14 protein-coding genes and 1 riboswitch are annotated in these 16,788 nt (G+C 70.8%); of the genes, 9 read left to right on the top strand and 5 right to left on the bottom strand.

Features of this window, described 5'->3' with window-relative positions:
- Window positions 1-124: 124 nt before the first annotated feature.
- From ACFYYN_RS04195 to ACFYYN_RS04185, 3 genes are all read left to right on the top strand, one after another.
- On the top strand, window positions 125-1,096 hold the full coding sequence (locus tag ACFYYN_RS04195; RefSeq protein WP_499513864.1) for a tetratricopeptide repeat protein: 972 nt from the start codon (window positions 125-127) through the stop codon (window positions 1,094-1,096).
- Window positions 1,097-1,169: 73 nt separating this feature from the next.
- Window positions 1,170-1,790, top strand: a complete 621-nt coding sequence (def, locus tag ACFYYN_RS04190) for a peptide deformylase (protein ID WP_500327904.1) — start codon at window positions 1,170-1,172, stop codon at window positions 1,788-1,790.
- Between the two features lie 66 nt (window positions 1,791-1,856).
- Window positions 1,857-2,648, top strand: coding sequence for a hypothetical protein (locus ACFYYN_RS04185; protein ID WP_500544602.1), 792 nt, complete (start codon window positions 1,857-1,859; stop codon window positions 2,646-2,648).
- Between the two features lie 51 nt (window positions 2,649-2,699).
- On the opposite strand, the gene ACFYYN_RS04180 is transcribed toward ACFYYN_RS04185, so the two are convergent.
- Window positions 2,700-3,710 carry a ribonucleotide-diphosphate reductase subunit beta gene (locus tag ACFYYN_RS04180; protein ID WP_499513867.1) on the bottom strand — a complete coding sequence of 337 codons (1,011 nt, stop codon included), beginning with the start codon at window positions 3,708-3,710 and terminating at the stop codon, window positions 2,700-2,702.
- Window positions 3,710-6,094, bottom strand: a complete 2,385-nt coding sequence (locus ACFYYN_RS04175; protein WP_500327900.1) for a ribonucleoside-diphosphate reductase subunit alpha — start codon at window positions 6,092-6,094, stop codon at window positions 3,710-3,712. The genes ACFYYN_RS04180 and ACFYYN_RS04175 overlap by 1 nt, the downstream gene beginning before the upstream one ends.
- A gap of 130 nt (window positions 6,095-6,224) precedes the next feature.
- Window positions 6,225-6,384: riboswitch (cobalamin riboswitch) on the bottom strand.
- A gap of 247 nt (window positions 6,385-6,631) precedes the next feature.
- Between ACFYYN_RS04175 and ACFYYN_RS04170 the strand changes: the two genes are divergently transcribed.
- The gene (locus tag ACFYYN_RS04170; RefSeq protein WP_500544601.1) at window positions 6,632-7,603 is read left to right on the top strand and encodes a GlxA family transcriptional regulator; all 972 of its coding nucleotides are present in this window, start codon (window positions 6,632-6,634) and stop codon (window positions 7,601-7,603) included.
- Between the two features lie 57 nt (window positions 7,604-7,660).
- Here ACFYYN_RS04170 and mctP read toward each other — a convergent pair whose 3' ends face one another.
- The 3 genes from mctP to ACFYYN_RS04155 form a co-directional block, all read right to left on the bottom strand.
- Entirely contained in the window at window positions 7,661-9,292 is a 1,632-nt protein-coding gene (mctP, locus tag ACFYYN_RS04165; protein WP_500544600.1) for a monocarboxylate uptake permease MctP, read from the bottom strand.
- Entirely contained in the window at window positions 9,289-9,546 is a 258-nt protein-coding gene (locus ACFYYN_RS04160; RefSeq protein ID WP_026251773.1) for a DUF3311 domain-containing protein, read from the bottom strand. The genes mctP and ACFYYN_RS04160 overlap by 4 nt, the downstream gene beginning before the upstream one ends.
- 132 nt (window positions 9,547-9,678) lie before the next feature.
- Window positions 9,679-10,458, bottom strand: a complete 780-nt coding sequence (locus ACFYYN_RS04155; protein ID WP_499516940.1) for a GntR family transcriptional regulator — start codon at window positions 10,456-10,458, stop codon at window positions 9,679-9,681.
- A gap of 225 nt (window positions 10,459-10,683) precedes the next feature.
- Here ACFYYN_RS04155 and ACFYYN_RS04150 point away from each other — a divergent pair, with 225 nt between their 5' ends.
- The 5 genes from ACFYYN_RS04150 to ACFYYN_RS04130 all read left to right on the top strand — a co-directional run bounded on the left by ACFYYN_RS04150 (window position 10,684) and on the right by ACFYYN_RS04130 (window position 16,556).
- A complete protein-coding gene (locus ACFYYN_RS04150) occupies window positions 10,684-11,961 on the top strand; it encodes an extracellular solute-binding protein (protein WP_500331103.1) in 1,278 nt (425 codons plus the stop codon).
- 98 nt (window positions 11,962-12,059) lie between these two features.
- Window positions 12,060-13,025, top strand: a complete 966-nt coding sequence (locus tag ACFYYN_RS04145) for a carbohydrate ABC transporter permease (protein WP_500544850.1) — start codon at window positions 12,060-12,062, stop codon at window positions 13,023-13,025.
- Between the two features lie 5 nt (window positions 13,026-13,030).
- Window positions 13,031-13,918: a carbohydrate ABC transporter permease gene (locus ACFYYN_RS04140; protein ID WP_499513874.1), complete on the top strand. Its 888-nt coding sequence runs from the start codon at window positions 13,031-13,033 to the stop codon at window positions 13,916-13,918.
- The gene (locus tag ACFYYN_RS04135; protein WP_500544599.1) at window positions 13,915-15,438 is read left to right on the top strand and encodes a glycoside hydrolase family 3 protein; all 1,524 of its coding nucleotides are present in this window, start codon (window positions 13,915-13,917) and stop codon (window positions 15,436-15,438) included. The genes ACFYYN_RS04140 and ACFYYN_RS04135 overlap by 4 nt, the downstream gene beginning before the upstream one ends.
- Before the next feature lie 47 nt (window positions 15,439-15,485).
- A complete protein-coding gene (locus ACFYYN_RS04130) occupies window positions 15,486-16,556 on the top strand; it encodes an SIS domain-containing protein (protein WP_500331107.1) in 1,071 nt (356 codons plus the stop codon).
- Window positions 16,557-16,788: the final 232 nt, after the last annotated feature.

Here is a 16,788-nt window from a genome sequence, read left to right as displayed (position 1 = left end):
CGGCCGTGTGTGACAGGCCCTGCCGATGGCAAGGAGGACTGATGAGCACCGCTGAGCACGGGACGTGGGGGGACGGACGGGGCACCGTGGGGCACCAGCGAAAGCGAACGGCAGGCGGGACACCTTGAGGATCTTCGGCAGGGCACGGCACCGGCCCTCCGCCACGTGGCGGCAGGCGACCGACCGGGCGTTCACGTTGATCAGCGACGGACGGTACGAGGACGCCGGTGCGCTGCTGATCCGTGCGGCCGACCTGGAGCCCTGGCGTTCGGAGTCCTGGTACAACCTCGCGCTGCTGCACAAGTTCCGGCACGACTGGGAGCAGGCCCGCACCACCGGTCTGCGGGCCGTCGCCCTGCTGGACCGCGCGCCCGGCGCCCCCGACTGGTGGAACGTCGGCATCGCCGCCACCGCCCTGCAGGACTGGCCGCTCGCCCGCCGCGCCTGGCAGGCGTATGGGCTGCGGCCCGACGCGTCAGGGACCGGCCCCGTCGAGATGGAGCTGGGCAGCTCGGCGGTGCGGCTCTCCCCGGAGGGCGAGGCCGAGGTGGTCTGGGGCCGCCGGATCGACCCGGCCCGCATCGAGGTGCTGAGCATCCCGCTGCCGTCCTCCGGCCGCCGCTGGGGCGAGGTCGTGCTCCACGACGGCGTCCCGCACGGCGAGCGGCGCACCGCCGGCGGCGCCACGTACCCCGTCTTCGACGAGATCGAGCTGTGGGCGCCCTCGCCGGTGCCGACCTGGCTCGTCCTGCTGGAGGCGGCGACCGAGTCGGACCGCGACGCCCTGGAGCAGCTCGCCGCCGACGCCGGGTACGCCGCCGAGGACTGGTCGTCCTCCGTACGGCTGCTCTGCCGCACCTGCTCCGAGAGCCGCATGCCGACCGACGACGGCTCCGACGCCTCCCGCGACCCGCACGACCAGGGCGAACCCGGCCACCCGGGCCACCTCAGCCACCGCACCCCCGGCGCCCTGTGGGCCCCCGAGCGCGAGTGCGGCATCGCCGCCCCGGTCGGCCTGGTGCGCGGGCTGCTGGACAGCTGGGTCGCCGACAGTCCGGACACCCGGGACTGGCGTGATCTCGAAGAGGTCTGCTGACACCGTCGCGGGCACGTACCCTTGATGGGCTATTGAGCTTTGGAGAAGGCCCCAGGAAGGCGTACGACGGACCATGTCGCAGCAGGAGACCGAGCAGACCGCATTCACCGACGACGTGACGGACGCGGAGGAGCGTGAGGCCGCCCACCGCGAGCGCGGCACCGCCCGCCCCATCACGGTCGTCGGCAACCCGGTGCTGCACCAGCCGTGCAAGACGGTGACGTCCTTCGACGACGAGCTGGCCACGCTGATCGACGACATGTTCGCCAGCCAGCGCGCCGCCGAGGGCGTCGGCCTCGCCGCCAACCAGATCGGCGTGCCCCTGCGGGTCTTCGTGTACGACTGCCCGGACGACGACGGCGTCCGCCACGTCGGCCACGTGGTCAACCCCGTCGTCGACGACCTCCCCGCCGAGCGCCGCGTCCTGGACGACGGCAACGAGGGCTGCCTGTCCGTGCCGGGCGCCTACGCCGAACTGCCGCGCCCCGACTACGCGGTCTGCCGCGGCCAGGACCTGCACGGCAACGACGTCGTCATCGAGGGCAAGGGCTTCTTCGCGCGCTGCCTGCAGCACGAGACCGACCACCTCAACGGGTACCTCTACATCGACCGGCTCTCCAAGCGGGACCGCAAGGACGCGCTGAAGCAGATGGCGGAGCTGACGCCGAAGTACGAGACCGTCCCGAACGACTGATCGGTTCCTGCCGTTAACCTGTTCGTCCCCCGGCATGATCGCGCCGGGGACGAGCAGGGGAGGGACATGCGACACAGAGCGCTGACGGCCGCGGCGGCGGGTGCTGCGGCGATGGTGGTCCTGACGGCGCCGGCCGCGCACGCCGAGGGGCGGGGGGACATCCGGGTCATCAAGACCGTGGTGGACCACGGCACCAATGTGATCGTCGGGACGAAGAAGACCGTCGAGTTCCCGGTCGCCATGACGATCAGGGACAACTCGGGGATCAAGAAGGTCTCGCACGTGAGCGCCTTCAACACGAAGAACGGGTTCGGACCCGTCGACTGGACCGGCACCCGCTGCGAGAAGAAGAGCGCCACCACGTCGGTGTGCACGGCCACGATGACGATCCACCCGGAGTGGATCCGGCCGTACGGCGAAGGCGGGATCGAGGGCTGGAACGCCAACCAGGTCGCGGGCGTCTGGCAGGTCAACGCCACGGTGAACGCGAACGACCGTGACTACTGGATCAGCGACAACATCGCCCGGTTCAAGGTGAAGCGCGCCTCGGTGCTCACCACCGACGCGGGCCCGGAGCCGGTCGCCAAGGGCGGCAGGCTCACCGTCAAGGGCAAGCTCACGCGGGCGAGCTGGCAGAGCCTGAAGTACTGGGGCTACGCGGGGCAGCCCGTGAAGCTGCAGTTCAAGAAGGCGGGCTCCACGAAGTGGAGCACCGTCAAGACGGCGACCACGAGCAGCAACGGCTCGCTGAGCACCAAGGTGACCGCCACCGCGGCGGGCAGCTGGCGCTGGTTCTTCCCGGGCACGACCACGACGGCCCAGGTGACCTCGGCCGCCGACGCGGTCGCCCTGAAGTGACGGCGAGGGGGCCCGGCCGGGCCCCCTCGTTCGTGCATCCCGCGGCGCGGATCAGAAGTCGTCGTCGAAGGAGACCGAGCCCTCGACCGCCACCTGGTAGGCGGAGGCGCGGCGCTCGAAGAAGTTGGTCAGCTCTTGGACGTTCTGCAGCTCCATGAAGGAGAACGGGTTCTCCGAGCCGTAGCGGGCCGGCAGGCCGAGGCGGACCAGTCGCTGGTCGGCGACGCACTGCAGGTACGCGCGCATGGAGTCGGTGTTCATGCCGGGCAGGCCGTCGCCGCACAGGTCGCGGGCGAACTGGAGCTCCGCCTCGACGGCCTCCTCCAGCATCGCGGTGACCTGCTTGCCCATCTCCTCGTCGAAGAGCTCGGGCTCCTCCGCGCGGACGGTGTCGACGACGTGGAAGGCGAAGTCCATGTGCATCGACTCGTCGCGGAACACCCAGTTGGTGCCGGTGGCGAGCCCGTGCAGCAGGCCGCGCGAGCGGAACCAGTAGACGTACGCGAAGGCGCCGTAGAAGAACAGGCCCTCGATGCAGGCCGCGAAGCAGATCAGGTTGAGGAGGAAGCGGCGGCGGTCCTCCTTGGTCTCCAGGCGGTCGATGGACTCCACCGAGTCCATCCAGCGGAAGCAGAACTGCGCCTTCTCGCGGATGGAGGGGATGTTCTCCACGGCCGCGAACGCGGCCGTGCGCTCCTCGGGATCGGGCAGGTAGGTGTCGAGCAGCGTCAGGTAGAACTGGACGTGCACGGCCTCCTCGAAGAGCTGCCGCGACAGGTACAGCCGCGCCTCGGGGGAGTTGATGTGCTTGTACAGGGTCAGCACCAGGTTGTTGGCCACGATCGAGTCGCCGGTGGCGAAGAAGGCGACCAGACGGCCGATCATGTGCTGCTCGCCGGGCGAGAGCTTGGCGAGGTCGGCGACGTCGGAGTGGAGGTCGACCTCCTCCACGGTCCAGGTGTTCTTGATCGCGTCGCGGTACCGCTCGTAGAAGTCCGGGTAGCGCATCGGACGCAGGGTCAGCTCGAAGCCCGGGTCGAGCAGTCTCTTGGTGGAGCTCATCACTGGCAGGCCTCGCAGGACTCGGGGTTCTCAAGGGAGCAGGCGATCGCGTCGGCGTCGGGCGTCGTCTGCTGGAGCGGGATGGGGGCCGCCGCGCGGGCGGACTGGGCGATGCGGGTGGCCGGGCGGGAGCGCAGGTAGTACGTCGTCTTCAGGCCCTGCTTCCAGGCGTACGCGTACATCGAGCTGAGCTTGCCGATGGTGGGCGCGGCCATGAAGAGGTTGAGCGACTGGCTCTGGTCGAGGTACGGCGTACGGGCCGCGGCCATGTCGATCAGGGCGCGCTGCGGGAGCTCCCAGGCGGTGCGGTACAGCTCGCGGACGTCCGCGGGGATCCAGTTGAAGCCCTCGACGGAGCCGTTGGATTCGCGCAGGGCGTCGCGGGTCTGCGCGTCCCAGACGCCGAGCTTCTTCAGGTCGTCCACCAGGTAGGAGTTGACCTGCAGGAACTCACCGCTGAGCGTCTCGCGCTTGAAGAGGTTGGAGACCTGCGGCTCGATGCACTCGTACACGCCCGCGATCGAGGCGATCGTGGCGGTCGGGGCGATGGCCAGCAGCAGCGAGTTGCGCATGCCGGTGGCGGCGACGCGGGCGCGCAGCGCCTCCCAGCGCTCGGGCCAGTTCTCCTCGGTGTCGTAGTGGTCCGGGTGGAGCACGCCGCGGGCGGCGCGGGTCTGCGACCAGGCCGGGTGCGGGCCGTGGCGCTCGGCCAGGTCGCAGGAGGCCTCGTAGGCGGCGAGCATGATGCGCTCGGCGATCTTCGTGGACAGGGCCTTGGCCTCGGCGGAGTCGAAGGGCAGCCGCAGCTTGAAGAACACGTCCTGCAGGCCCATCGCGCCCAGGCCCACCGGGCGCCAGCGCTCGTTGGAGGAAGCGGCCTCGCGGGTCGGGTAGAAGTTGATGTCCACCACGCGGTCGAGGAACGTCACGGCGGTGCGGACGGTGGCGTCCAGCCGCTCCCAGTCGATGGCTTCCTCCCCGGCGCCGCCGTCTTCGCCCACGAAGGCGCCGAGGTTGACCGAGCCGAGGTTGCAGACCGCGGTCTCGCCGTCGTCGGTGACCTCCAGGATCTCCGTGCAGAGGTTGGAGGAGTGGATCACGCGGCCGGGCTCGGCGGTCTGGTTGGCGGTGCGGTTGGACGCGTCCTTGAAGGTCATCCAGCCGTTGCCGGTCTGCGCGAGGGTGCGCATCATGCGGCCGTACAGCTCGCGCGCGGGGAGGGTCCTGCGGGCCAGGCCCGCGGCCTCGGCCTTGCGGTAGGCGGCGTCGAACTCCTCGCCCCACAGGTCGACCAGCTCGGGCACGTCGGCGGGGGAGAACAGCGACCAGGTGCCGTCGGTGTCGACGCGGCGCATGAACTCGTCCGGGATCCAGTGCGCCAGGTTCAGGTTGTGGGTGCGGCGCGCCTCCTCACCGGTGTTGTCGCGCAGCTCCAGGAACTCCTCGATGTCCGCGTGCCAGGTCTCCAGGTAGACGCAGGCCGCGCCCTTGCGGCGGCCGCCCTGGTTCACGGCGGCGACGGAGGCGTCGAGGGTGCGCAGGAACGGGACGATGCCGTTGGAGTGGCCGTTGGTGCCGCGGATCAGGGAACCGCGGGAGCGGATGCGGGAGTACGACAGGCCGATGCCGCCGGCGTGCTTCGACAGCCGGGCGACCTGATGGTAGCGGCCGTAGATCGAGTCCAGCTCGTCCAGCGGGGAGTCCAGCAGGTAGCACGAGGACATCTGCGGGTGCCGGGTACCGGAGTTGAAGAGCGTGGGGGAGCTGGGCAGGTAGTCCAGCCGGCTCATCAGGCCGTAGAGCGCGGCGACCTCGTCCACCGAGCGGCCGGTGCGGTCCTCGGCCAGGCCGCAGGCGACGCGGAGCATGAAGTGCTGCGGGGTCTCGATGACCTGGCGGGTGATCGGGTGGCGCAGCAGGTAGCGGCTGTGCAGGGTGCGCAGGCCGAAGTAGCCGAAGCGGTCGTCCGCGCCGTCGGCGAGCGCGCCGTCGACCAGTGCGTCCAGCCGCGCGGCGTGCTCGGCGACGAAGGCGGCGGTGCCGTCGGCGATCAGGCCCTCGCGGTGGCCCACCGCGATGGACGTGGAGAACGACACGGCGCCCTCGCCCGCGGCCTCGTCGGCGACGGCGAGGGTGAGCAGGCGGGCGGCGAGCCGCGAGTACTGCGGGTCCTCCGCGATCAGCCCGGCGGCGGCCTCGGTGGCCAGCCCGCGCAGTTCCGCCTCGTCCGCCGTGGCGCTGCGGCCGCGCAGCGCGGCGGCGGCGACCCGGCCGGGGTCGGTGTCGGGGAGGTCTGCGGTCAGTTCCGTCAGGACGCGCAGCAGATCGGCTCCGGTTGAGGCAGGTTCCGATGCGGTGGCGGGTGCGGCGGGCGCGATGGTCACGTGTGCTCTCTCCCTCGTACGGCGGCGACGCGGAGGAGCGACGGGGCGCACGCAGGGCAGGCCAGGGCATGCCGCGGCGCGTCCGCCGGCCCAACCCGCGAGGCCCGGACACTTCACCGTCCGGACGGCGCGCCGGACGGTGCCGTCGGCAGGTACTCGGACTCGCGGGCACGCCTTCAGGCGCCCGCACACCGTTGCGGGGCAGTCCCGGATTCCCACCGGCTTCCCCTGCGGCGACAGCGGAGTTGAGCATACATCTAGTGGCGCCCGCCCGTGACACCACCAGATGTTGTGTCGGTGCGGTTACACAGTGACGGACTCACCGGTGCCAGTCATGGCCGTCGCGGGAGTCGTGGACGTGCCCGGTCAGGGCGGCGAGGGCCAGGGCCAGGAAGAAGACCAGTGCGGTGACGGTGGCGAGGAAGGTTTCCATGCCTTCGACTGTGCTCCTCGTGCGACCCCGCCGGGAGTGGCAGGACCGACGCACTACCTCGAAATCCTGCCACGCCCGCGCAGCCCCTCTGTCATCCTGGACGCATGCTGCAGAACGTGGCCGTGGTCCTGCTCGACGGTGTCCATCCCTTCGAACTCGGGGTGGTCTGCGAGGTGTTCGGAATCGACAGGTCGGACGACGGCCTGCCGGCGTACGACTTCGCCGTGGCGTCCGCGGAGGGCCCGACGCTGACGTCGCCCGCCGGGTTCACCATCGGCACCCGGCACGGGCTGGAACGGCTGGAGGAGGCCGACCTGGTCGCGGTGCCCGCCGGGGACTCCTACGTGCGCCGGTCGTACCCGCCGGAGCTGCTGGAGGCGCTGAACCGCGCCGTCGGGCGCGGGGCGCGGGTGCTCAGCGTCTGCTCGGGGGTCTTCGTGCTGGCCGCCGCCGGCCTGCTGGACGGCCGCCGCTGCGCCGCCCACTGGCGGCACGCGGAGGAACTGGCGCGGCGTCACCCCCGGGTGCGCGTCGAGCCCGACGTGCTGTACGTGGACGAGGACCCGGTGATCACCTCGGCCGGCACCGCCGCCGGGATCGACGCCTGCCTGCACCTGGTCCGCAAGGAGCAGGGCAGCGACGTGGCCAACGCCATCGCCCGGCGCATGGTGGTGCCCCCGCACCGCGAGGGCGGCCAGGCGCAGTACGTCGACCGCCCGCTGCCGCGCACGCGCTGCGACACCGTGGGCGAGGTCCTGGCGTGGATGGAGCGCCACCTGGACCGCGAGGTCACCGTCGACGAGCTCGCCGCCCGGGCGCACATGTCGCCGCGCACCTTCGCGCGCCGCTTCCAGCAGGAGACCGGCACGACGCCGTACCGCTGGCTGCTGGGCCAGCGGGTGCTGCTGGCACGGGAGCTGCTGGAGGGCACCGACGAGACGGTGGACGCCGTCGCCGCGCGCGCCGGTTTCGGCAACGCGGCGACCCTGCGGCACCACTTCGCCCGCTGGGTGGGCACCACCCCTCAGGCGTACCGCCGCACCTTCCGCTGCCCGGAGCCGGCCCGTACGGCATGACGACGGGCCGCCGCCCCGTCCCAGGGCGGCGGCCCGTGATCGTGGCCGGGGCGGCGGTCAGTGACCGGCGCCCACCGGCAGGTCCTTCTGCACGCCGGGGTCGCCGGCGTCGGCCGTGAAGTCGGCCTTGCTGGTCTCGTCCACGCCCTCGGGGGCCTTCAGGGCCCGCAGGACGAAGGTGAGGACCACGGTGACCACGACGTTGAGCACGAAGGCGGTCAGGCCGATGTAGCCGATCTGGCCGATGACGGGGATGGTGTCGGAGGAGCCGCCGAAGTGCTTCTGGGCCGGGCTGGCGACGCCGTAGGCCACCCAGGTGCCGTAGACCATGCCGACGGCCCAGCCCGCCAGCAGTGCCCAGCGGTGGAACCAGCGGGTGAACAGGCCGCCGACCAGGGCCGGGAAGGTCTGCAGGATCCAGATGCCGCCCAGCAGCTGGAAGTTGATCGCGACCGTCTTGTCCATGGTGAGGACGAAGATCAGGGCGCCGACCTTGACCAGCAGCGAGACCACCTTGGAGACCTGGGTCTCCTGCGCGGGGGTGGCGTCCGGTTTGAGGAAGTCCTTGTAGATGTTGCGGGTGAACAGGTTGGCCGCGGCGATGGACATGATCGCCGCCGGCACCAGCGCGCCGATGCCGATCGCGGCGAAGGCCACGCCCGCGAACCAGGACGGGAACATGTTCTCGAACAGCTGCGGGATCGCCAGCTGGCCGTTGTAGCCCTTGACCCCGGCGCCGACACCGCTGGCCAGCGCCATGAAGCCGAGCATGGCCAGCAGGCCGAGCATCAGCGAGTACAGCGGCAGGACGGTGGTGTTGCGGCGGATGACGTCGCGGCTGCGGCTGGAGAGCACGGCGGTGATGGAGTGCGGGTACATGAACAGCGCGAGCGCCGAGCCCAGTGCGAGGGTGCCGTAGGCCCATTGGGCGGTGTCGCCGGGGGCCAGGGATCCGCGCGGCTTGCCGGTGGCGGGGTTGACCTGGGAGTAGGCGTCGCCGGCCTTGGCGAAGATGTCGTCGAAGCCGCCCAGCTTGATCGGGATGTAGATGATCGCCACCGCGATGACGATGTAGATCAGCGTGTCCTTCACGAACGCGATCAGCGCCGGTGCCCGCAGGCCGGAGGAGTAGGTGTAGGCCGCCAGGACACCGAAGGCGATCAGCAGCGGCAGGTCCTTGATGAACCAGTTGGACGACTCGCCGCCGCCCACGCCCATCACGTCCAGCACGGCCTGGATGCCCACCAGCTGCAGCGCGATGTAGGGCATCGTGGCCAGGATGCCGGTGACGGCCACCGCCAGCGACAGGCCCTTGGAGCCGAAGCGTCCGCGCACGAAGTCGGAGGTGGTGACGTAGCCGTGCTTGTGCGACACCGACCACAGGCGCGGCAGGAAGGTGAAGATCAGGGGGTAGACCAGGATCGTGTACGGCACGGCGAAGAAGCCGGACGCGCCCGCCGCGTAGACCGCCGCCGGCACCGCCACGAAGGTGTAGGCCGTGTAGAGGTCGCCGCCGAGCAGGAACCAGGTGATCCAGCCGCCGAAGCTGCGGCCCCCCAGGCCCCACTCGTCCAGGTGTAGCGCGTTCTCGGCCCTGCGCCAGCGCGCGGCCAGGAAGCCCAGGACCGTGACGACCAGGAAGAAGAAGATGAAGACGGCGAGTGCGACGCCGTTGACCCCGTCCTTCACTTCGCGGCCTCCTTCCGTGCCCGCTCCTCACGACGGACCATGACGTACGCGGCGTACGTCAGCCCGGAGGACAGGAACACCCACAGCATCTGGTACCAGTAGAAGAAGGGGATGCCGATGAACTCCGGGGTCAGCTTCGCGTACGAGCCGACCCAGAGCATGGCGACGAAGGGGATGACGAGGCAGACACCGGCGATCACACGTGTGGTGGTGACCACCGGCGGCCGCCCGGAGGTTCCGGATGGTTCGGACATTGCTACGGCTCCGTCCTGATCTCTTACTCCTGTGTAATGCGCAGGCAATCTAGAGTCAGGACGGTCGGCACGTCACTACCGCCCGCATTGCGGTATGGAAACGATCTACAAGGCCGGGGAACCGTACCGGGGTTACGGACGTTGCAGCCGGGCCACGAACTTGTAGCGGTCACCGCGGTAGACCGAGCGCACCCACTCCACCGGCTCGCCGCCGGTGTCGATCGAGTGCCGGGACAGCAGGAGCATCGGCAGCCCGACGTCCGTGCCCAGCAGGCCCGCCTCGCGCGGGGTGGCGAGCGAGGTCTCGATGGTCTCCTCCGCCTCGGCGAGCCGGACGTCGTAGACCTCGGCGAGGGCCGTGTAGAGCGAGGTGTACTTCGCCAGGCTGCGGCGCAGCGCGGGGAAGCGCTTGGCCGACAGGTGGGTGGTCTCGATGGCCATCGGCTCGCCGTTCGCCAGGCGCAGGCGCTCGATGCGCAGTACGCGGCCGCCGGCCTTCATGTCCAGCAGTTCGGCCAGCCGGTCGTCCGCGGTGATGTAGCCGATGTCGAGCAGCTGTGAGGTCGGCTCCAGGCCCTGGGCCCGCATGTCCTCGGTGTACGAGGTCAGTTGCAGCGCCTGGGAGACCTTGGGCTTGGCGACGAAGGTGCCCTTGCCCTGGATGCGCTCCAGGCGGCCCTCGACCACCAGTTCCTGCAGCGCCTGCCGCACGGTGGTGCGCGAGGTGTCGAACTCGGCGGCCAGGGTGCGCTCGGGGGGCACCGGGGAGCCGGGGGGCATCGTCTGCGTCAGTTCGAGCAGATGGCGCTTCAGGCCGTAGTACTTGGGCACCCGCGCGGTCCGTCCGGCCACGGTCCCGGGCGCCTCCGCGGTCTCCGTCACCGCTGTGCCGGCCTCGCCGTCCGTCTCCATCGCCTCTGCTCCCGAGTGCTGTCGTGCTGCCGTCACCGGCTCCTCCGTCATTCGCGGCTCACATCGTGGCACGGGCCGGGCTCATATCGCGTTACGAGCCCAGATGTCGGTCCGGTAACGGACGCGTCCGGTGCTCTTATACACCCTTGACACCCCTAAAGGTCTAGGCCAAGCTTCGGGCACTGGTCTACACCACTTGGTACTCACTGCCCTGGGGAGGGTGTTGTGAAGCGCAAGCTGATCGCGGCGATCGGTGTCGCCGTCATGGTCGCCGGCGTTGCGGCCTGCGGTTCGGACGACAAGGGCTCCGACAAGGCCTCGGCGCCGAAGGAGATCACCGTCTGGCTGACGGTCGACGCACAGAAGAACTGGCCCGAGCTGGTCAAGCAGGCGGACGACGCCTTCACGGCCGAGCACAAGGGCGTGAAGATCCACCACGAGTACTACGAGTGGACCGCCAAGAACCAGAAGCTCGACGCCGTCCTCGCCACCAAGAAGGTGCCGGACGTGGTCGAGATGGGCAACACCGAGACCCTCGGCTACCTGGTCAAGGGCGCGTTCGCGCCCATCGACAAGAGCAAGTTCGAGAACTCCGGCGACTGGCTGGACGCCCTCGAGGGCTCCGTGACGTACAACGGCAAGACCTACGGCGTGCCTTACTACGCCGGTGCCCGTGTCGGCACCTGGCGCAAGGACGTCGCCAAGGCGGCCGGCGTCACCAAGGCCCCCACCACCTGGGCCGAGCTGACCGACGCGCTCGACAAGATCCAGAAGAAGAACGGCGACAAGTTCTCCGCCTGGTACCAGCCCAGCCGCGACTGGTACACCGCGCTGGCCTTCGTCAAGGACGCCGGCGGCGACGTCGCCAAGGAGGACGGCGGCAAGTGGACCGCCACCCTCTCCGACCCCAAGTCCATCGAGGGCCTGAAGACCTGGAAGGGCGTCCTCGACGCGTACTTCCACGGCGACAAGAACAAGGACGAGTCCGACCGTTACATCGTCTACGGCCAGGGCAAGTCCGCGCTCATCTACGGCGCCAGCTGGGAGGGCGGCGCCGCCGCCGACCCGAAGACCGACAAGACCGGCAAGCTGAAGGACAACCTGGAGACCTTCGCGCTGCCCGGCCCCAACGGCGAACTGCTGCCGAACTTCATCGGCGGCTCCGACCTGGTCATCCCGGCCAAGTCCGCCGCGCAGGACCTCGCCGCCGACTGGATCAACGGCTTCACGAACAGCGCCGCCCAGAAGGTCCTCATCTCCAAGGGCAACCTGCCCAACGCCAAGTCGCTGCTCGCCCCGCTGAAGGACGACCCGGCGACGGCCGCATCCGCCCGGGCCAACGAGAACACCTGGTTCGTCCCGACCGCCCCGGGCTGGCTGCAGGTCGAGAAGAAGCAGATCCTGCAGAACATGCTCAACGACATCGCGGTCGGCAAGGCCTCCATCGAGGACGCGACCAAGTCCGCGGACGAGCAGATCAACGCGGTGATCAACGCCGGCTGACCGGCACACGGGCAACACGGTGATCGACGCCGGCCGGCCGCCCCGGGGCGGCCGGCCCCGGCGCGACGCCAGGGACTGGAGCAGCCGAGGAGCACATGATGAGTGCCGTTGACACACCGTTGGACAAGGTGCCGCGCCCGCGGCCGGCGGGAGCGGGCCGCAGGCCACGCCGCTTCGGCGGAGCCGCGCTCCCGTGGACGCTGCTCGCGCCGACCATCGGCGTCCTGCTGCTGGTCCTCGGCTACCCGCTGGTCCGGCTGGTCACCCTCTCGTTCAAGCAGTACGGGCAGGCCGAGCTCTGGCAGGGGCTGCCCGGCGACTGGCAGGGCGTCGCCAACTACACCCACGTCCTGGGGGACTCGGTCTTCTGGGGCGTCGTCCTGCGCACGCTGCTCTTCACCCTCGCGGCGGTGCTGCTCACGCTCGTCGTCGGCATGGGGGTGGCCCTGCTGATGCAGCGGGTCTCGCCCTGGGTCAAGGCGCTGATCAACATCGTGCTGGTGGCGAGCTGGGCGATGCCCGTGGTCGTCGCCATCACCATCTTCAAGTGGATGTTCGACAGCGACTACGGCGTCCTCAACTGGCTGCTCAGCCGGCTGCCGGGGGTGGACCTCAGCGGCCACAACTGGTTCACCGACACCAAGCAGGGCTTCCTGGTCATCACCCTCATGGTGGTGTGGGGCGCCATCCCCTTCGTCGCCATCACCCTGCACGCCGGCCTCACCCAGGTGCCCAAGGAACTGGAGGAGGCCGCCCGCATGGACGGCGCCGGGCCGGTCAAGGTCTTCCGGCACGTCACCCTGCCGGTGCTCAAGCCGATCATCGTCATGCTGACGACGCTGTCGGTCATCTGGGACATGGGCGTCTTCCCGCAGGTCTTCCTCATGCGCGACGGCCACCCCGAGCCCGCGTACCAGGTCCTCACCACCTACTCCTACGACCAGGCCTTCGTCGCCAACGACTACGACGCGGGCGCGGCCATCGCCGTCGTCACCGTGCTGCTCCTCCTCGGGGTGATGGCCGTCTACATGCGCCAGATGCTGAAGATCGGAGAGGTGGAGTGACGGCCATGCTCGACACGGCTCCCGCCGAGAGGGTGCCGGCCGCCGCTCCGGCGGCGCGCGCCGCCCGGCGGCCCCGGCGCAAGGGGCGGACGGTCTACAACCTGCTCGGCCTGCTGGTCGTGGTGGTCTCCGGCTTCCCGGTCTACTGGATGCTCAACACGGCGTTCAAGCCCGCCAAGGACGCCATCGACCCCGACCCCAAGCTCTTCCCGACCAGCCTGTCCTTCCAGAACTTCTCCGACGCCCTCGACGTCGGCGACTTCTGGGGATCGGTCGGCCGCAGCCTGATCGTCGCCGGCTCCACCGTCGGCCTCGGCCTGGTCATCGGGCTGCTGGCGGCGCTGGCCATCTCCCGCTTCGTCTTCCGCGGCCGCAAGGCGGTGATCGTCGCGATCCTCGCCGTGCAGATGGTGCCGCTGGTGGCGATGATCATCCCGGTCTTCCTGCTGCTCAACCAGATCGACCAGATCGACAAGCTCTCCGGGCTCGTCATCACGTACCTGACCTTCGTGCTCCCCTTCACGGTGTGGACGCTGCGCGGATTCATCGTCAACATCCCCAAGGAGCTGGAGGAGTCGGCGATGGTCGACGGCTGCACGCGCATGGGCGCGTTCTTCCGGATCATCCTGCCGCTGCTCGCCCCGGGCCTCGTCGCCACCTCCATCTACGCGCTGATCCAGGCCTGGAACGAGTACCTGTACGCGATGCTCATCATGAGCCAGGAGCACCAGACGGCGACGGTGTGGCTCGGCAACTTCGTCACCTCGCGGGGCACGGACTACGCGCCGATGATGGCCGGTTCGACCATGATGGGCGTGCCCGTGGTGATCTTCTTCCTGATCGTGCAGCGCAGGGTCGCCGCCGGACTGACCGCCGGGGCGGTGAAGGGATGACCGAGACCTTGAGCCAGATCCACGACGGCACCGCGGACCCGGGCGGCCTCGTCCGCGACGCCCTCACCGTCCTGCAGCCGGGCTTCCACGGCACCACCGCACCCGAGTGGCTGCTGCGCAGGCTCGCCGAGGGACTGGGCTCCGTCGCCCTGTTCGCCCGCAACATCGAGTCGCCCGGGCAACTGGCCGCGCTCACCGCGCAGCTGCGCGCGGTACGGCCCGACGTCCTGGTCGCCGCCGACGAGGAGGGCGGTGACGTGACCCGGCTGGAGGCCCGCAGCGGTTCCTCCTTCCCCGGCAACCTCGCCCTCGGCGCCGTCGACGACACCGCCCTGACCCGCGACGTCGCCGCCGAACTCGGCCGCCGGCTGGCCGAGTGCGGGGTCAACCTCAACTGGGCGCCGTCCGCGGACGTCAACTCCGACCCCCGCAACCCGGTCATCGGCGTGCGCTCCTTCGGCTCCGATCCGCTGCTGGTCGCCCGCCACACCGGCGCGTACGTCGAGGGCCTGCAGTCCGCCGGGGTCGCCGCCTGCACCAAGCACTTCCCCGGTCACGGCGACACCTCCGTCGACTCCCACCACGCCCTGCCCCGGGTGGACGTCGACCCGGACACCCTGCACGCCCGTGAACTCGCCCCGTTCCGGGCCGCCCTGGCCGCCGGCAGCAAGGCCGTGATGAGCGCGCACATCCTCGTGCCCGCCCTCGACCCGGACCGCCCGGCCACCCTCAGCCCCGCCGTGCTCACCGGACTGCTCCGCGACGAACTGGGCTACGACGGCCTGATCGTCACCGACGGCATCGAGATGCGCGCCATCGCCGACGCGTACGGCATCGAGCGCGGCACCGTCCTGGCGCTCGCCGCCGGCGCCGACGCCATCTGCGTGGGCGGCGGCCTCGCCGAGGAGGAGACGGTGGTCGCCCTGCGCGACGCCATCGTCGCCGCCGTACGCGACGGCGACCTGCCCCGGGAGCGGCTCGCCGACGCCGCCGGACGGGTGCGGAGCCTGGCCGCCTGGGCCGCCGAGCGCTCCGCGGCGCCGACGCTCGCGGCACCGGACCCCGGGATCGGCCTGGTCGCGGCCCGCCGCGCCCTGCGCGTGACCCGTACCGACGCGTACCTGCCGGTCGCCGAGGCGCCGTACGTCGCCGCCTTCACCCCGGTCGCCAACATCGCCGTCGGTGACGAGACCCCGTGGGGCGTCGCCGCCGAGCTCGACCGGATCTTCCCGGGCACCGTGACCGGGAGCTTTCGCGAAGGTGACGCGCTGACCGCACACGTGCTGCGGTCGGCGGGGACTCGTAGGATCGTCGCAGTGGTGCGTGACGTGCACCGTCACCCCTGGATGGCCGAGGCGCTGGGCGCGCTGCTCGCCGCCCGTCCGGACACGGTGGTGGTGGAGATGGGCGTTCCCCAGGCGGCACCGTCCGGCGCGCTGCACATCGCGACCCACGGCGCCGCCCGCGTGTGCGGGCGGGCGGCCGCGGAGGTCATCGCGGGCAAGGAGGCCGGCGACTGAGGTCCGCCGCGGCACATCCGTTCCGGATCCACCTGGAGGCCCCGAGAATGTCCGCCCCGTCGCCGGCCGAGCAGCAGCCGATGCCCGGCCGGATCATGTCCGGCGAGATGGCCGAGCAGCCCGCGGTGCTGCGCCGCATCCTCGAGGAGGGCGCCCCGCGGATCCGGCGGACCGCCGAGCGGATCGCCGCGCGCGGACCGCGCTTCGTCCTGCTCACCGCGCGCGGCACCTCCGACAACGCGGCCCTGTACGCCAAGTACCTGGTGGAGGTGGTCCTCGGCAAGCCCGCGGGGCTGACCTCGATGTCGACCACCACCGCCTACGGCGCGCGCCCGGACCTGACGGACTGCCTGGTCGTCACGGTCAGCCAGTCCGGCGGCTCGCCGGACCTGGTGGCCTCGACCCGGGCCGCCCGCGAGGCCGGCGCGATCACCCTGGCGGTCACCAACAACGCCGACTCGCCGCTGGCCGAGGTCTCCGAGTTCCACATCGACGTCCTGGCCGGCCCGGAGAAGGCGCTGCCGGCGACCAAGACGTACACCGCCGAGCTGCTCGCGCTCTACCTGTTCGTCGAGGGGCTGCGGGGCGGCGACGGCAACGCCGCCAAGGTCCTGCCGGAACTCGCGGAGCAGATCCTCGCCCGCCAGGACGAGGTCAGGGCGCTCGCCGCGCGCTACCGCTTCGCCGAGCGCCTGGTGCTCACCTCGCGCGGCTACGGCTACCCGACCGCGAAGGAGGCCGCGCTGAAGCTGATGGAGACCAGTTACATCCCGGCCCTGTCCTTCTCCGGCGCCGACCTGCTGCACGGCCCGCTGGCCATGGTCGACAACGTCTCCCCGGTCATCGCGATCGTCACCGAGGGCAAGGGCGGCGAGGCGCTCCAGCCGGTGCTGGACCGGCTCCGCGGCCGTGGGGCCGATCTGATGGTCATCGGCAACCAGGCGTCGGTAGACGCCGCCTCCGCAGGCTTCGTCCTGCCCACCGAGGGCGTCGCCGAGGAGGTGCAGCCGGTCCTGGAGATCCTCCCGCTGCAGATGCTGGCCTACGAGATCACCATCGCCCGCGGGCAGGACCCCGATGCGCCGCGCGCGCTGGCGAAGGTGACCGAGACGCGCTGAGCCGGAAGGCGGGCCGGAAAGGGCCCTGACACCACTTCGGGCCGCGGCGCCGGGACGGGACCCTCAACCCGCCCAGCACCGCAGCCCGGAGCTGCCGTCGGCCCGTGGCACGCGGGATGTGCGGTTCCCGCGGCCCGTCAGGGCCGACCATGAGGCCTGGCGCAGTCAGGGCAGAGAGCGCCGGGGCCTCGCTCCACCCTTCTGTGCGGGAAGGATGGAAGTTCGGTTGTAC

Origin of the sequence: Streptomyces sp. NPDC001902, from assembly GCF_042891295.1 — a bacterium.
Taxonomy (GTDB): domain Bacteria; phylum Actinomycetota; class Actinomycetes; order Streptomycetales; family Streptomycetaceae; genus Actinacidiphila.
Note: the sequence above shows the minus strand (reverse complement) of the source record. Positions and strands in the feature narration are given on the sequence as shown.

Bases quoted from the DNA above. Each gene is read 5' to 3' on its own strand.
- ACFYYN_RS04155 (WP_499516940.1), bottom strand. From the start codon at position 10,458: ATGGAGACGGACGGCGAGGCCGGCACAGCGGTGACGGAGACCGCGGAG.
- ACFYYN_RS04130 (WP_500331107.1), top strand. From the start codon at position 15,486: ATGTCCGCCCCGTCGCCGGCCGAGCAGCAGCCGATGCCCGGCCGGATC.
- ACFYYN_RS04185 (WP_500544602.1), top strand. From the start codon at position 1,857: ATGCGACACAGAGCGCTGACGGCCGCGGCGGCGGGTGCTGCGGCGATG.
- ACFYYN_RS04160 (WP_026251773.1), bottom strand. From the start codon at position 9,546: ATGTCCGAACCATCCGGAACCTCCGGGCGGCCGCCGGTGGTCACCACC.
- ACFYYN_RS04145 (WP_500544850.1), top strand. From the start codon at position 12,060: ATGAGTGCCGTTGACACACCGTTGGACAAGGTGCCGCGCCCGCGGCCG.
- ACFYYN_RS04170 (WP_500544601.1), top strand. From the start codon at position 6,632: ATGCTGCAGAACGTGGCCGTGGTCCTGCTCGACGGTGTCCATCCCTTC.
- ACFYYN_RS04180 (WP_499513867.1), bottom strand. From the start codon at position 3,710: ATGAGCTCCACCAAGAGACTGCTCGACCCGGGCTTCGAGCTGACCCTG.
- ACFYYN_RS04135 (WP_500544599.1), top strand. From the start codon at position 13,915: ATGACCGAGACCTTGAGCCAGATCCACGACGGCACCGCGGACCCGGGC.
- ACFYYN_RS04140 (WP_499513874.1), top strand. From the start codon at position 13,031: ATGCTCGACACGGCTCCCGCCGAGAGGGTGCCGGCCGCCGCTCCGGCG.
- def (WP_500327904.1), top strand. From the start codon at position 1,170: ATGTCGCAGCAGGAGACCGAGCAGACCGCATTCACCGACGACGTGACG.